Origin of the sequence: Litoribacter ruber, from assembly GCF_018500185.1 — a bacterium.
GTDB lineage: Bacteria > Bacteroidota > Bacteroidia > Cytophagales > Cyclobacteriaceae > Litoribacter > Litoribacter ruber.
In genome coordinates this window covers 1-14,790 of the sequence record NZ_JAHBGI010000007.1, presented here as the reverse complement: position 1 = coordinate 14,790, position 14,790 = coordinate 1, and the positions used below count along the sequence as shown (strand labels likewise).

The 14,790-nt window shown below is 42.9% G+C and carries 17 protein-coding genes; 7 read left to right on the top strand and 10 right to left on the bottom strand.

Annotated elements, in window-relative coordinates:
* The first annotated feature begins 13 nt into the window (after nucleotides 1-13).
* Entirely contained in the window at nucleotides 14-760 is a 747-nt protein-coding gene (gene fabG / locus KIH41_RS11110; RefSeq protein WP_213945865.1) for a 3-oxoacyl-[acyl-carrier-protein] reductase, read from the top strand.
* Between the two features lie 96 nt (nucleotides 761-856).
* Here the strand turns inward: fabG and KIH41_RS11105 are convergent, their stop codons facing one another.
* Nucleotides 857-1,288 carry a nucleotidyltransferase family protein gene (locus tag KIH41_RS11105; RefSeq protein ID WP_213945866.1) on the bottom strand — a complete coding sequence of 144 codons (432 nt, stop codon included), beginning with the start codon at nucleotides 1,286-1,288 and terminating at the stop codon, nucleotides 857-859.
* 166 nt (nucleotides 1,289-1,454) lie between these two features.
* On the opposite strand from KIH41_RS11105, the gene KIH41_RS11100 reads away from it, so the two are divergent.
* Complete coding sequence (locus KIH41_RS11100; RefSeq protein WP_214162425.1) at nucleotides 1,455-1,754, top strand: DUF3784 domain-containing protein; 300 nt, start codon at nucleotides 1,455-1,457, stop codon at nucleotides 1,752-1,754.
* Here KIH41_RS11100 and KIH41_RS11095 read toward each other — a convergent pair.
* Nucleotides 1,751-2,890, bottom strand: coding sequence for a hypothetical protein (locus tag KIH41_RS11095; protein WP_214162424.1), 1,140 nt, complete (start codon nucleotides 2,888-2,890; stop codon nucleotides 1,751-1,753). The two genes, KIH41_RS11100 and KIH41_RS11095, sit on opposite strands and share 4 nt — an antisense overlap.
* A gap of 230 nt (nucleotides 2,891-3,120) precedes the next feature.
* On the opposite strand from KIH41_RS11095, the gene KIH41_RS11090 reads away from it, so the two are divergent.
* From KIH41_RS11090 to KIH41_RS11075, 4 genes are read left to right on the top strand one after another with little or no spacing between them, the layout of a single operon-like run.
* The gene (locus tag KIH41_RS11090) at nucleotides 3,121-3,969 is read left to right on the top strand and encodes an SPFH domain-containing protein (protein WP_214162423.1); all 849 of its coding nucleotides are present in this window, start codon (nucleotides 3,121-3,123) and stop codon (nucleotides 3,967-3,969) included.
* A 2-nt stretch (nucleotides 3,970-3,971) separates the two neighbouring features.
* Complete coding sequence (locus tag KIH41_RS11085; RefSeq protein ID WP_214162422.1) at nucleotides 3,972-4,481, top strand: hypothetical protein; 510 nt, start codon at nucleotides 3,972-3,974, stop codon at nucleotides 4,479-4,481.
* Nucleotides 4,462-4,944, top strand: coding sequence for a hypothetical protein (locus tag KIH41_RS11080; RefSeq protein ID WP_213945872.1), 483 nt, complete (start codon nucleotides 4,462-4,464; stop codon nucleotides 4,942-4,944). Before KIH41_RS11085 ends, KIH41_RS11080 begins: the two co-directional genes overlap by 20 nt.
* The gene (locus tag KIH41_RS11075) at nucleotides 4,934-5,095 is read left to right on the top strand and encodes an Arc family DNA-binding protein (protein ID WP_213945873.1); all 162 of its coding nucleotides are present in this window, start codon (nucleotides 4,934-4,936) and stop codon (nucleotides 5,093-5,095) included. The genes KIH41_RS11080 and KIH41_RS11075 overlap by 11 nt, the downstream gene beginning before the upstream one ends.
* Before the next feature lie 47 nt (nucleotides 5,096-5,142).
* Here KIH41_RS11075 and KIH41_RS11070 read toward each other — a convergent pair whose 3' ends face one another.
* The 3 genes from KIH41_RS11070 to KIH41_RS11060 are packed head-to-tail and all read right to left on the bottom strand — an operon-like array spanning nucleotide 5,143 to nucleotide 9,303.
* Complete coding sequence (locus tag KIH41_RS11070; RefSeq protein ID WP_214162421.1) at nucleotides 5,143-6,624, bottom strand: TolC family protein; 1,482 nt, start codon at nucleotides 6,622-6,624, stop codon at nucleotides 5,143-5,145.
* The gene (locus KIH41_RS11065) at nucleotides 6,617-7,987 is read right to left on the bottom strand and encodes an ABC transporter permease (RefSeq protein ID WP_214162420.1); all 1,371 of its coding nucleotides are present in this window, start codon (nucleotides 7,985-7,987) and stop codon (nucleotides 6,617-6,619) included. Before KIH41_RS11065 ends, KIH41_RS11070 begins: the two co-directional genes overlap by 8 nt.
* 14 nt (nucleotides 7,988-8,001) lie before the next feature.
* Nucleotides 8,002-9,303 (bottom strand): efflux RND transporter periplasmic adaptor subunit, encoded by a 1,302-nt coding sequence (locus tag KIH41_RS11060; protein ID WP_213945876.1) that lies wholly within the window; start codon nucleotides 9,301-9,303, stop codon nucleotides 8,002-8,004.
* A gap of 205 nt (nucleotides 9,304-9,508) precedes the next feature.
* Here KIH41_RS11060 and KIH41_RS11055 point away from each other — a divergent pair, with 205 nt between their 5' ends.
* Nucleotides 9,509-10,270: a class I SAM-dependent methyltransferase gene (locus KIH41_RS11055; RefSeq protein ID WP_214162419.1), complete on the top strand. Its 762-nt coding sequence runs from the start codon at nucleotides 9,509-9,511 to the stop codon at nucleotides 10,268-10,270.
* A gap of 2 nt (nucleotides 10,271-10,272) precedes the next feature.
* Here the strand turns inward: KIH41_RS11055 and KIH41_RS11050 are convergent, their stop codons facing one another.
* The 5 genes from KIH41_RS11050 to KIH41_RS11030 are packed head-to-tail and all read right to left on the bottom strand — an operon-like array spanning nucleotide 10,273 to nucleotide 14,527.
* Nucleotides 10,273-11,235: a glycosyltransferase gene (locus KIH41_RS11050; protein WP_214162418.1), complete on the bottom strand. Its 963-nt coding sequence runs from the start codon at nucleotides 11,233-11,235 to the stop codon at nucleotides 10,273-10,275.
* Complete coding sequence (locus KIH41_RS11045; RefSeq protein ID WP_214162417.1) at nucleotides 11,235-12,197, bottom strand: glycosyltransferase family 2 protein; 963 nt, start codon at nucleotides 12,195-12,197, stop codon at nucleotides 11,235-11,237. Before KIH41_RS11045 ends, KIH41_RS11050 begins: the two co-directional genes overlap by 1 nt.
* 3 nt (nucleotides 12,198-12,200) lie before the next feature.
* On the bottom strand, nucleotides 12,201-12,773 hold the full coding sequence (locus KIH41_RS11040) for a DUF4199 domain-containing protein (RefSeq protein WP_213945880.1): 573 nt from the start codon (nucleotides 12,771-12,773) through the stop codon (nucleotides 12,201-12,203).
* Between the two features lie 4 nt (nucleotides 12,774-12,777).
* Nucleotides 12,778-13,290, bottom strand: a complete 513-nt coding sequence (locus tag KIH41_RS11035) for a DUF4199 domain-containing protein (RefSeq protein ID WP_214162416.1) — start codon at nucleotides 13,288-13,290, stop codon at nucleotides 12,778-12,780.
* Nucleotides 13,283-14,527: a dihydroorotase gene (locus KIH41_RS11030; protein WP_214162415.1), complete on the bottom strand. Its 1,245-nt coding sequence runs from the start codon at nucleotides 14,525-14,527 to the stop codon at nucleotides 13,283-13,285. Before KIH41_RS11030 ends, KIH41_RS11035 begins: the two co-directional genes overlap by 8 nt.
* Between the last annotated feature and the right edge of the window lie 263 nt (nucleotides 14,528-14,790).

The window sequence follows — 14,790 nt, the reverse complement described above, 5'->3', positions numbered from 1 at the left end:
ACCTAAAAGAAATATGGGATTATTATCAGGAAAAACAGCGCTGATCACCGGCGCATCCAAAGGAATCGGACGTGCCATTGCCATCAGATATGCTCAGGAAGGGGCTAACGTGGCCTTTACTTATCTTTCAAGTGTGGAAAAAGGAGAAGCATTGGAAAAAGAACTCGCTGAATTTGGCGTCAAGGCCAAAGGCTTCCGTTCGGACGCTTCCGATTTTAAGGCAGCCGAAGAGCTTGTCAACAACGTCGTAAGTGAATTTGGCGCATTGGATATCCTGATCAATAATGCCGGCGTGACCCGCGACAACCTCCTGATGAGGATGACCGAGGAGCACTGGGACGAGGTGATCAACATCAACCTAAAGTCCTGCTTCAACACCGTAAAAGCCGCCACCCGCACCATGATGAAAGCCAAAGCCGGCTCAATCATCAACATCACCTCCGTAGTCGGCATCAAAGGCAACGCGGGCCAGGCCAACTATGCCGCTTCCAAAGCGGGCATCATCGGCTTCACCAAATCGGTGGCCTTGGAACTTGGCTCCAGAAACATTCGCAGTAATGCCGTAGCCCCGGGCTTCATCGAAACCGAGATGACCGGCGTATTGGACGAAAAGACTGTTCAGGGCTGGAGAGATGCCATCCCAATGAAAAGAGGCGGACAGCCTGAAGAGGTGGCCAACACCTGCGTATTCTTGGGTTCCGATCTCAGCTCCTACATCTCCGGCCAGGTGATCCAGGTAGATGGCGCGATGTTGACGTAATTACACTTCATTATTCGACATTCATCATTCATCATCCAATATTTTTAAATGTTCCTAATTTAAAAAGCCTTTGGGGATCACTCCTCAAAGGCTTTTTTACTTTTCATCCTGCTCACGTAATAGACTACCATTTTTCAGAGAGTACACATCTTCTGCAGGATCCTTTAGAAAATCAAAAGCAGGATTCCGTGAAGCGGCCTCTAGCCACTCCATATCTTCGTTGAACAATAAAACCATCTTTTTATCAATTGACTGTCTCAGAATTGGATTCCTAATCGAAGAGTCGGTAAGCAAATCGACTTTACGTCCAAAAAACACTTCCATTTGATCCCAAAAATCCATTAATAATCCCCCACGCTCTATTGGATCAGCCTCATCAATTTCTACCAAGAGGTCAATATCACTCCTTTTTTCGTCAAAATAGTCAGTGACCGATGATCCGAAAGCATATAAGCTTTTAACTTGATGCTGTCTGCATAAGTCCAAAAACTCTTTTTTTCGACCATGGATTTCCTTCACAATTCTCATATGAATAAATAACGTTTGTTGGCAGTGATGGGTTTATTTCCTTTAGGATTGACCAGGCTTTTTTTAATTCTCATGAACAACTCTTACTTGACTCTTCCATTTGGAAAACACCAATTAATTAGTTATATTGAATTTTGAACTTTTCTCCAACCTTAATTCTCAGATAATGCAAAGCATCTACATTGGTTTGTTTTTTATAGCAATTGGAATATTGGTAAGGTTTTTCCCAGGTTTGATTGCCGGCTACAACCAGCTTTCATCTAGAGAAAAAGACAATGCCCTCACCAATGGGTTGCACAAATTCATGTCAACTGTTTTTAGTATAATGGGAGCATTGGCAATATTAGCTCATTTTGTAGCCGAATGGACAGACATGCCTTCATTAAAAAACATTGCCATTTTGGTCACCTTGATTGGAGTGGTGGTTATGGTTGTATTTAGTCAAATATTCACCAAAGAGCGCTAATTGCCCGACTGGCCTCCAAACCTCGACAAATCCACCCGATAAAACTCATATTCATCCTCATTGGGCTGCTCGGGCTTACTGAGAAAAAGGCCTTGACTGGTTAGGAACCAATTTTCCAGGTCCAGCCTCCCCTTATAGTCAAAGAAGTATTCACCCTTTGGCTCCCAATCACCCGAGTAGATGGATAGCACATAGTGCTTGGTTCTTTCGAACTTCATTTCCCCTTCACCGGACTCCTTGATTTTTGTGGCTCTAACAAATAAGTCGTGGGTTTTGTCGTAAAGCAAAAAAAGGTGTGCAGAAGCTTCCTTGGGCTGGGCCCAAACAGTAAAGGATTCCCCCCAGGGAATCACCTCACTGGGAATGAAATTGTATGCAACCCCCACCTCTGGCTTTACCTTAGAAATCAGCTTTTGATTTTTTATCTGAAAGAGCGTGTCGGAATAAGGAAATCCCAAATAGTAAAGTTTTCTCTCCGAATCGAACGCCCCATAGAGATAGGTTGAGGTCATGTCATTTTCAAAAACCTTATATCCACTAGGGGCTGTGAAATCCGAAAAATTAACTTCTCCTGTTTCCACATTGATCCAAGCCAGCCACTTTTGAAAACCCAAAGGAAACCGAGAAGTTGCCAACCTTTCTTTTGGATCTGACATTAACGTACTCGATGGATTTAGTCCGATTTGCAGCCACCCGTCCTTATATTGAAAGAGCCCTTTTCTATTTTCCATTTGGATAAAATCTTCTCGGCTGGTAGGCATGTTTAGCTCAGATAAGATTTGATGAGTCAGATTACCTATAGAATCATATTCACCTACATATCCACCAAAACTTACGCCATGAAGCTTGCTTAATCCTTCTGGATAAAGCCTATTTAAATAACCCTTAAGCGCATTTGGTCCTTCGACAGGAATATCGATTTGAAAAACTTTTCCCCCATTGACAGTTTCATGAAATTTCACGGCTGAACCCTTAAATTTTTCAGTACCCGATCGATAATATAAAAATTCCTGACCGAAATGGTCGGTCACTTGTAAATCATGAAACTGTTTGGTAAGGTCATCCTTTACCAGCACAAAGTCCCCCACAATCAATTCCTCCAGCTTTCCCTGGTAGATGCTCGATTCCTCTGGCATCGGTGAACAGGCAAAACCAAGAAAAAAGATACCCAGTAAAACGTGTCATGCTTTTTTTTAACTAAAATAACCAAAATAAATAAAAACACTGCTGGCTCAATAAAGAAACTTATTTTTTATCAAAAAATCCTTTCATAATCAGACTGATGCAATATTACACCTACCATCAGATAACATTTTCACATAAATTTTCGTACATTGTAATGATATCATTTTAACATCATAATAATATGGAAAAAATCATTAAACCCGTATCTGGCTACATCATGGTGATGGTAGCTTTGGCTTTGCTCGGCCTTTCTATTTTTCTCTTTGCCAACCAGCTTCATCTTTTTGGCCTTATAAGTAGTGTCGCTTTTCTGTTTGTTATACCGGGTTTCTTCATCGTGGAACCCAACAAATCTATGGTGCTATTACTATTTGGGGCATATAAAGGAACCGTCAAAGCTTTTGGATTCTTTTGGGTCATCCCTTTCATGACCAGAAATAAAATATCTCTTAGGGTCAGAAACTTTGAAAACAAACCACTCAAGGTCAATGACAAAATCGGAAACCCGGTCATGGTGGGTACCATTGTGGTTTGGCAAGTTGAGGACACTTTTAAAGCATCTTTTGACGTGCAAGATTATGAGAACTTTGTACACCTCCAGTCGGATGCCGCTGTGCGTAAAATGGCCGGACTTTACCCTTATGATGATTTTGAAGCCCCTGAGGCTGAAGTCACCCTGAGATCAGGAGTGGAGGAAGTCAACCATTCTCTGGAAGCAGAAATTTCCGATAGGCTTAAACATGCAGGCATAAAGGTAATCGAAGCGAGAATTTCACATTTGGCATATGCTTCAGAAATCGCATCGGCTATGCTGCAAAGGCAACAGGCGACAGCCATCGTAGCAGCCAGAAGAAAAATCGTAGACGGAGCAGTAGGTATGGTAGAAATGGCACTGGAAGACCTAAAGCTAAAAGGCATCATCAACTTTGAGGAGGAAAAACGCGCTGCGATGGTCAGCAACCTCATGGTGGTGCTTTGCTCTGATAAAAGTGCCAATCCAGTATTGAACGTCGGCACGCTTAATCCTTAATAATGGTCGCAAAGGATAAAGTCAGCTTCAGGGGCACCTTTCTGGTTTACGTGGTACCCATATTGGAATTTCCAGTATTAGCCTTGATGACGGTGCTTTATTTCACTGGGCAGCTTGGAGAAGATGGTCATTACGCCTTGTTACTGGTATTTGCGTCCGTTATATTTGCCACTTGGTTGGTTTTTAACCTTAGGCTGGAATTGCGGCTGGACCAATACCATTTGAGCTATAGGTTTCCGCCTTTCATCAACCGAACCCGCAAATTCAAAAGGGAAGACATCGTCTCCCTGCAAATCAAAAGGGACGGGGGACTGCTTGATGAGCAAAAAGATAAATGGAGAGCCCTTTGGACAAAGGACAAGACCTTTAGGTTCCTGACCGACCATATTTTGGTGGTGCACCTCCCCGAACAAAAGCTAGTCTTCAGCATCAATGAAGTTGAAGCATTTCAAAAAATGATAGTCGAATTCGAAGAAAAAAAATTATCTGCAAATGAAAGCAACCCAATTTGAAGAAACCCAGAGATTCCGACAGCCTTGGATCTGGATGCTATTGGGAGTCCTGACCTTGTATGTAGGATATGAAGTGGCTATTAATTGGGACCAGAATAAGACCTTCACTCAGGCCTACCCACTCCTGGTGGTCATTTCGGTGCTGCTGCTATTTCTAACAATGAGGCTTCAGACCAGAGTGGTCAATGGACAGTTGTTTTACAAGTATACACCCATTATCAACTCCTGGAGAAAATACTCCTTTGACGAAATCGAAACGATGGAGTTAATCACTTACAATTCCCTGCTGCAATTCGGAGGCTGGGGCATCAGGTTCAATGCAGATGCCTGGCTTTACAATGTGGCCGGCAAGCATGGCATAAAAGTGGTAACTGCAAAGCAGAAATTCATCATCGGCACCAGCAAGCCGGAGGAAGCTGCCCTGATTATCGAGCAATTTAAAGCACACAAGCATGCCAAGTAAAAAACCATTTGCCCTTAGATTGAACGAAGACATGATGAAAGCCGTGGAGAAATGGGCTGCAGATGAATTCCGCAGTACCAATGGGCAAATCGAATATTTAATCCACGAAGCCCTAAAAAAAGCTGGGAGGTTGCCAAAGAAAAAAGATTGACCGTCTTTTCCTCAGCAACCTTCCCTATGTTTTTTGTAAAACACTACTCAATCCTCGTCCTGCACATACAATAGTTGCCCATTTTCAAAGTCATAAAGGGTCAGTTGCCTCAATTGATAATAAGCCATCCAATATTCCCTGAGCGAGTTGACAAACTCTCTCCTGTTGGCATCTTTTTCCTGCTGCGCAATATTAAGATCAGTGATATTCACCTTACCGCTCAGGTAGCGATTTCGCGCGATTTCATACCGTTTATCCGCCACTTGATCAGACGCCTCGGTGATTTCAAGACGGTCTCTGAGCATGTTGAAATTCTTAACCCTAGTAAAAATCTGCTCCTCAAAATTTATCATGTCCTGTTGAACCGTGTACTCAACCAACCGCTTATTGGCTTTGGAAACCTCCATCCGGGCCCGATTTCTCCCCCAATCCAACACAGGCACACTCAAGGTCATATTCACTAGCGCCTGGGTATTGGGATCTGCATAAATTCCCGCCCAGTTCAAGGCGGCATTGTTGTAACCATAACTGGCCCTCAGATTCATTTGAAACCTTGAGCCCCGAGCTTCCGCCACATTCGCATCGGCCTCTAACACCCTTCTCTCAAAACCAAGTGCATCGGCCCTGTTCTGAAATGCCAAATCTATCGCCCTACCTACATTAACCTCAAAATCGGGAATATCGGTAGGCAAAATAAGCTTAAGGTCCGCGGCTTCATTCATCCCAATAAAAGATTTCAACCCCAAAGCAGAGGTTTCCATATCCAACCTAGCTCGCGCCATAGCCTGCTTGGCCTGAAGGACCTGAAGCTCCACCTGCAAAAGCTTATCCTCAAAGGTAGTCCCAATTTCATATCGACCTTTTTCAATCTTATAGATCTCCTCCGTGTTTTCTAGATTTTTTTCAGCAATTTCCAGATCAACCTGCGCCACCAAATAGTTGAAAAACAGTTGCGCAGCTGTTTGGCTCACTTCCTCCATGCCCTCTACGTAATCCCTTTTACTTTCCTCATAGCGCAAGGGGGCAATTTTGCGATTCCACTTAAACCGGTTGAATGCAAAAATGGGTTGTTCGAGTCTAACATTGACTGGAACCCCGCTCCATTGGGTCTGGGGCATTCCTGGAGAAGTGAAGAAATTATCAAACCTACTCGTTGATGAGTTGACCGAAATCATACCACCAGTAGGAGCAATCACCTGCTGAAGCCCCAATTCCATATCTACCAAATTTTGCTGAACAGGGCGGAAGGCTATAGAGCCGTCTGGTTGCTCCACTCTGTTGAAGGCTTGTTGATACTGGGGAAAAATCCCGTTGAGCCTCAATTGCGGGTTGTAATCAGCCCTGAAAAGCCTGTATTCCCAATACCTGTTTTCCCGGACTGTCTCTTCGCGCAATGCGGCGGGAGACTGTGCCTTTGCCCTTGCCACGATATCCTCTAGGGAAAAAACGGAAGTCTCTTGTGCAAATAATGAAGTGGGCAATAAAAATGCGGCAAAGCAAAACCGCCTCACCCAAATAAGTTTACTCATACCTTAACGATGTTATTGGATCTTGTTTAGCAGCTTTTCTTGCAGGTGCTATCCCAAAGGCTAACCCCACCGTAGCGGCCACGCTAAAGGAAATCACAACAGAGCTGAAGCTTACAATCGTTGGAAATTCTCCAAATCTTGCCACAGCATCCGCTAAAACAATTCCCAAGATTACTCCAATCACACCCCCGCTCACACTAATCATGACCGCTTCGAATAAAAACTGATTTACAATATCGGATTTTTTTGCTCCCAACGAAAGCCTTAGTCCGATTTCTTTTATTCTTTCCATCACTGAGGCCAGCATGATGTTCATAATGCCAATACCCCCGACTAATAATGATATACCTGCAATGGCTCCAAGTACGATGTTAAAAACGTGCTGGGTACGCTGCTGTTGCTTCAGCAACAGCTCCGGAATCGTGATTTCAAAGTCCACAACCCCATAATGGCGCCTGCTCAGCATCCTGTTGATCACATCGGCGGTCGGAGACAAGGAACGGCTATCCTCAACCTGCACAACCAACCTATCCAATTGATGGTAGTTCGACAGATTCCCCATATTTACGGCAGGACTTTCAGTGCCCGAATACCTTCTTCCCCCTCCCTGGATCAAACCAGATGAAGTGACTAGATCCCGGTTTTTATATCTTACAAACATGGATTGAATAGGTATATACACATCCATATTCAAATCCCGTATCCCTAACTTCCCTATATTATCCTCGGAGACCTTTCTTTCCTCCATCACCCCTACCACAGTAAGCCATTGATTTCCGCATTTGATCTTTTTACCTATAGGATTTTCTTTGCTGAAAAACTTCGTCTGTACCCCCCGGCCAATCAGGCAGACGGGGTCCCCTTTAGTCAGATTGTTTTTAGTGAACATTTTCCCTTCCTGAATTGAAAAGTTATTCACCTCAAAGTAGGATGGCATCACCCCTACCAGCTTCGCAGATCGCCGGTTGCCATCCTTAACGATATAAGTATCAACCATCACTTCTGGACTAACATTCTTTACGCCGGGAATGGCCTCTTGGATAGACTCTACATCCAACATTCTAAGACCGGGCGAAAACTTTTTCTTTTCCTCTCCATGTGAATTATCGTCTCCAACCTTTTCCTCTATTTGATCAACTATCGGTTCGACGATGATGTTATTCACCCCCACCAGTTTAATTTGCTCCATGATTTCCTGCTGGGCGCCATTGCCGATGGCGAGCATGGCAATGACGGCCGCCACCCCAAAAATAATCCCTAGGGCAGTCAAAAACGACCTCAGCCGATTAGCAATAACGGCCTCAACCGCTATATAGAAATTGGCGAGCAGCCTTTCACGAAATCTAAATGATTCTTGACTCAAAATTTACCGTTTTACTATTTACCGAGATGCGTCACCCCATGCTCCAACACTTCATCCTCCCTTTTTCCATCCAGCTCTTTCAGCAATTTGACCGGCTTGTCGCTATTCCATTTGGGGGTGGAAAGATAAACCCTATCCCCAGAGTTTAACCCTTTTTGGATCACCACTTCATTGGTATTGGATAGGCCTAATTTCACTTCTTGTTTCACGCCATTGTTGAGCAAAACATAATTTATACTATCATTTTCCACATGAACAGCTTCTAGAGGCACATATACCGCCTCGGTCAATTCATCTGCAATAATATTATTGCTGGTGGTCATGGCTGGCCTCATTACTGGATCACTTTCATTGACAAGAATGGTGACCTCAAATACTTTCGCATCGGAATTTGACCTCTGCTGCCCTACATTTGCTACACGTGTCACTCTTCCTGAGAGCCTCTTCTCAGGAAAGGCATCCATTCCCAGTTCCACTTTTTGCCCTACTTTCACTTTCCGGATATCCACCTCGTTGACATAGGTAATGCTCAACATGGACGTCAGGTCTGGCAATGTCGCCACCACGGGATTCCAGGCACTGATACTGGACCCTGGGCCTACTTTGTTGCCATCCCAGCCATTTTCATAAATGACCATTCCATCCTGTGGGGCATAAATGGTAAATTCATCCAGCATCGCCTCCATCTGCTTAAATTCCCTTTCCTCTTTTCTTAAGTTAGCGGCTACTTCGGCCATTTTAGCGACTGCTTGATTGAATTTGATTTTGTAATTTTCTTCGGCTTGTTTTAAATCCCTTTTGGCCTTGGCCAGATTGTACTCATATTGCTTTATTGTAGCAGGAGGCTCATATTGGGACTGGTCCAACACCAGCTGCTGCTCCTCTACTTGGTAGGTAAGGTTTATCAGATTATCCCTATCCTGTCTCAAAGACAGGGCTGTATCCAGTTGGGTTTGCTCATATTGGGACTTGACCTGGTCGAGCTTCCCCTGTGCATCGCTTACTTTTCCGAAAAGATCCGACTTATCTAAGGAAGCTATAAAATCCCCTTCTTTCACCACCGTCCCCTCATCTACAATCTGCTCTATTTTCAGCTGGCTCAATCGGAATTCACGTGCCCTTTGAGGCCCCATGATTTTCACCGACCGTTGCGCACGCAATTCTCCCGTGGTAGTAATCTCCACTTTGAACTTGCCTTTTTTAGCAGCTACAATAAGGTCTGACCCCTCCGTACTTTTTCCTGGAGAAAAGACTTTATACAAAATCATAATGACAACAGCGGTACATCCGAGTACAATCAGGAGATTTTTAGCCATAAGATTTGGTTTGAATACTGTAATTTGTGTGAGATAGGGATCGATAGAGAATACCGAGTCCGGATTTGCCTCGAAGTTAAGCCTTTATCACCTAAATACCATCCCGATGGCACGAGCATTTTGCCATTGAAAGAAATATCAAAGCCTCCATACACAAGCTCTTTTGCCATTTGTTTAGTAACTTGCCCTAAACTTTATTGAACCCATGAAATCAATCATCAGCTTTGTCATCCGCTACGTGCCACGCAAGTACCTCCAACTCGTCAGCCATAAAGTGTTGCGAATAATGGCCGTGGTTTACAAGGGAGACAAGGTTATATGTACGGTTTGCGATAGCGGATTCAAAAAATTCCTTCCTTATGGAAGAAAAGGAAGAGACAATGCACTTTGTCCAAATTGCCTGGCCCTGGAAAGGCACAGGTTGATGTATTTGTTCTTACAGGAAAAAACTCCTTTTTTTAAGAAGCCACTAAAAGTACTCCATGTGGCTCCAGAGCTCTGCTTTATCGACAAGTTTGAGGCTATGGATAACTTGGAATATATCACAGGTGACTTGGAGTCCCCTTTAGCCAAGGTAAAGATGGACATCCACCAAATCCCTTTTGAAGACGAAACTTTTGATGTAGTATTTTGCAACCATGTAATGGAGCATGTGGACGATGATATTGCCGCTTGCCGGGAAATCAACCGTGTGCTCAAAAAAGATGGATGGGGAATAGTACAATCCCCGGTGTACCCACTGCCCGAAACCCTGGAGGATAAAACAATCACCGACCCAGCCGAAAGGGAGCGTTTATTTGGTCAGCGCGATCATGTCAGGAAGTACGGTTTGGATTATGCCAGCCGGCTAAGCAAATCAGGCTTGAGAGTGTCTGAAGACAACTATGTTCAAGCATTGCCTAAGGAAATGGTCGAAAAGCACGCCCTTCCAATTAATGAAATCATCTATTATTGCACCAAAGGTTAAACTTAGCCTTTGCTTGCTTTCCGCAGGCTTTCACTGGCCAATCCAGCACCATAAGCCAAAAGCTGCCCAAACGCGACAGGTAGTGACAGCAGGCCGATAAATAAGGATTTGTTTTCGATTGTGGAAGTAATCATCAAACCCAGACTCCAGAGACCTAGTAACCCCACTCCTAGATAAAACAGGTTTTCCCTAAACAAAAACAACCCTGGAAGACTGAAGACTCCCAATAGAAAGAAGAAAGGAAGCAAATGCACGATCTTGATGGCCTCGGGATGAAACCTACTTACATTGACTCTATTTTTCCCAAACGAATAACTTTGCTTAATAAAGGACCAAAAGGTGTTTCGTCTTTTGTGATAAACAAAAGCATCTGCTATTAATTCCAGCTTAAAGCCGAGCTTTTTCAATCGGATACTCAGCTCAATATCTTCCCCTTTATTCGGATCTACAAAACCCTGTGTTTCTTCAAAGGCCTTTCTAGAAAGCCCCATATTATACCCCCTTGCCTGATATTTGGATGGATCCGGCAATTTCCCCCTAATTCCTCCGGTGGTAAAAAGGGAAGTCATACTGAAATTGATGGCCTTTTGCAATGGGGAGAAGTTCTCCTCAGCGGCATCGGGTCCACCAAAAGCATCAAGCTGTCTTAGTTCCAAGCTCTCAGCGACAATCTTCATATAATTTGGGGGTACAATACAATCAGAATCCAAAAGGATAAAAAAGTCTCCGGAAGCTCGCTTCATTCCAAAATTCCGCGCAAAACCCTGGCCTGTATTTTCCTGATAATAATAAGTGATAGGAAAGTAACGGTCAAAACTTTCACAGATTTCCTTACATGTTACTGAAGAGCCATCTTCCACAATGATTACTTCAAAGTCTCGAAAAGATTGCTTGTTGAGACTTTCAAGTAATTCTTTTATTTCAAGTGGACGGTTATAAACAGGTATGATTATGCTGAATAACATCAGGCATCAAAATTAACCTCTTGCTCAATATTGTAATCCGCTTTCCGCACATTGTTGGAGGCCATCATGTCAGCCAAGAAGCCTGTAAGAAAAAGCTGGACACCTATAATTAGAGCCACCAAAGCCAAGAAAAACGTAGGTTGCTCGGTGATTTCGCGAACCGGAATCCCCTTCTTCAGCCCATAGATTTTCTCAAAGATCAACCACAGGGTAATGATAAATCCTGAAAAGAAGGAAAGTGTGCCCAAGGAGCCGAAAAAGTGCATAGGTTTTCTTTTGTACCTATTCACAAATGATACAGAAATCAGATCCAAAAATCCATTAACAAACCTTTCCATTCCAAATTTGGTGTACCCATATTTGCGTGGTCTATGCTCAACGACTTTTTCCCCGATTTTGCTAAACCCATTCCATTTGGCAATTAATGGGATATAGCGGTGCATTTCTCCATACACATGGATGTTTTTCACCACCTTATTCTTATAGGCTTTGAGTCCACAATTGAAGTCATGCAGATCAATTCCTGAAATCATGCTGGTCACACCATTAAAGAATTTGGATGGAATGGTCTTCCCTATTGGATCGTGGCGCTTTTTCTTCCAGCCCGACACAATATCATACCCTTCTTTGGTTACCATATAGTAGAGCCCAGGTATTTCGTCAGGACTGTCCTGTAGGTCGGCATCCATGGTGATTACGACTTCCCCTTTGGCTTTTTGAAAACCGATATCAAGAGCCGCCGATTTACCATAATTCCTGGTAAAACTAACACCTTTCAAGTGCCCGTTTTTTTGAGCCAGCATGCTTATCACTTCCCAGCTATTATCACGGCTTCCGTCATTTACAAAAATTACTTCATAGGAAAATCCGTTCTCCCCCATTACGCGGCCAATCCATTCGGCTAACTCAGGAAGGGATTCCTCTTCATTGTAAACAGGGATAACTACTGATATTTGAAGCATGTATTAATAATCCAATGATTTATCTCTCTTCTTAAGAATGGCACCCAAAATTAAAGCAAGAATCGCAGAAATGATTACAGACACACCCAAACTTTTGATCATTCCTACAATGGTATAGTTATCATAAAACCCTTCCCTCAATTTATCAATTTCTTCACCCCCTATGGCCCCAGCCCCACCAAACCGCTCCATTATAGCCAATGTGCTTTCCATTTGGGCGTCTGCCAAAACAGTTGGAAGGTTTGGGTCAATTATGTGAAATAATAGAACATTTCCGCCAGTGCTAATAAGACTGCTGATCAACAAGGCAATAAACACAAATTGAAAGGCCACACCAAAAGTCATATAGCCCCCCAACTCTTTTCGGTATTCGATCCCGAAAATCATGATCACCCCTACCATGACAGCCACGAGTACCAGCCCTACATACCCTGAAGCCAATAGAGTGGAGTCAATGAAATAAAGGATAAAGTATGCCACCACAGTGATCAGACCCAAAACTATTCCTGTCTTGAAAGCAGCTTGAAAAGGGGCTGCTCCTACTTCGACATCAGAATTTCCATTGTAATTTTCCATAAATTCAGATCTTGGACTGTTTTAAAATCACGGTGATTATAATCGTAGATAATAATCCAAAGATGGTGATTTTTGCCAAATAATCGAAGAAAATGTCCGAGACAGTATTGTCAAGAGAACTTTGATAAAGACTTTCATAGGTTGATAGCCCCATCTCCTCTGTGATTTGATCCTTGCGCTGAACTAAGAAATCCAGATTCATCTGAATATATTCATTGAAAATTTCAGGTTGAAACATCAAAAACATGCTGACCATACTCGCTAAAAACAATCCGAAAATACTGTAGATGAAGAAGCCCACTGTCATTCCTTGGGCAAAGAAAAGCTCTTGATCGTTATGGTAGTCTCTGAAATTTTTTATGCCAAGAAATAGGAATACAGGTATTACCATGTATCCAAATATCAAGGTGAAGCTTACAGGCTCCAAATTAGAAAGCTTCAAAACCCAGAAAGCTAATGCACCCAAAACACCTGCTGCTAATCCGAATTTATAGGAGGATAGTAAATACCTATTCATTAATTTTAATGTACTTGTTTCGGTTAATTAAATACTTAACCTGACCGGTAAGCTCTTTTCCAAACCAAGGTGAATTGTTGGATTTAGAAGTATTAGTTTTGGAATTGAATTTCCATTTCTTTTTAGGATCAAAAATCACCAAAGAGTTATCTTCACTCTCACCAAGAACTTTATTTGGCCCTGAAGTGACCTTTTCAATAAGCAATGGCCATCCCAGTTCTTTTTCCAATTGGATCAGCCCCGGCAAAAATGTCTGAAGCCCTAGCATACCATGTCCAGCAAAATCAAACTCAATATGTTTAGCATCAAAATCATGAGGCCTATGATTGGAAACAATGGCATCGATTGTCCCATCTTTCAACCCTCCGAGTAGGGCCTCCCTCTCACTCTCACCTCTAAAAGGAGGTTTCACTTTCATGTTGGTATCAAACGTAGCCAAATCTTCATCAGAAAATAGCAATTGATAAAGCGATACATCAGCCGTCACAGCCAGTCCTTCTTTCTTAGCCTCTCTGATCAATTTAACTGATTTTATGGTACTAACGGTTTGGAAGTGAAGTCTGCCCCCGGTATATTTTAAAATCTCAATATTCTTCTGAATGGCTACTTCCTCGGCCAATGGCGGAATCCCTTTCATCCCTAACCTTGTACTAGCCTCACCCTCGTGCATCTGACCGAAAATTGCCAGTAAAGGATCATAGCTGTGATCAAACACAATCCCATCAAATTTCTGCAAATATTGGAGAGCTTTCATCAGCCGGTCAGAGTTGGCCAAAGGCTTCAAACCATCCCCAAATACTTTGACACCACTATTGGCCAAATCCAGGATCTCTGTAAAATCCTCCCCTTTAGTATCCTTAGTAAGGGCTCCTTGAATAATTATCTTGGAAAAAAAATCCTTGGTTCTTGTCTTCAAGAACTCAACATCACTTTTAGTCTGAATGGCTGGATCAGTGTTAGGTAACAAAACCGCTTTAACAAAACCGCCTTTGGCCAAGCCTTGACCTAATGACTCCAAGTCCTCCTTGTATTCCAAGCCCGGTTCTCCATTGAAACATTTTAAGTCAACCCACCCTTGGGAAGCATACAACCCTTTACAATCAATATTTACCGCATCAGCCGGAATGTTTTCTCCTTTCAGTTCACGTAAGCCGTTCTGCTCATCAAAAATAAAATCGGAGGGATCCTTGATACCCGATGGGTCTATTATCGCTAGGGATTGAAATATAATAGCCATATCAATAATTATTTGGTGCAAAACTGCAACATAATTCCCTAATTAGGAAGTAGCTGGGATATTAATCCACCCAAATGGATATATTTTATAAGGTCGGCAATTTTGGGGATAAATCACTTGACCAAAAAACTCCGTGAATTTCCCCTATGAACTCCGAGAAACCCTGCCCGCCGTCACGTGCATCCCTTTAAAAGCCCTAAACGCAAAAAAGCCTCCAGATCACTCTGAAGGCTTTGCTTAATAAAGGAAGGCGGCGACCTACT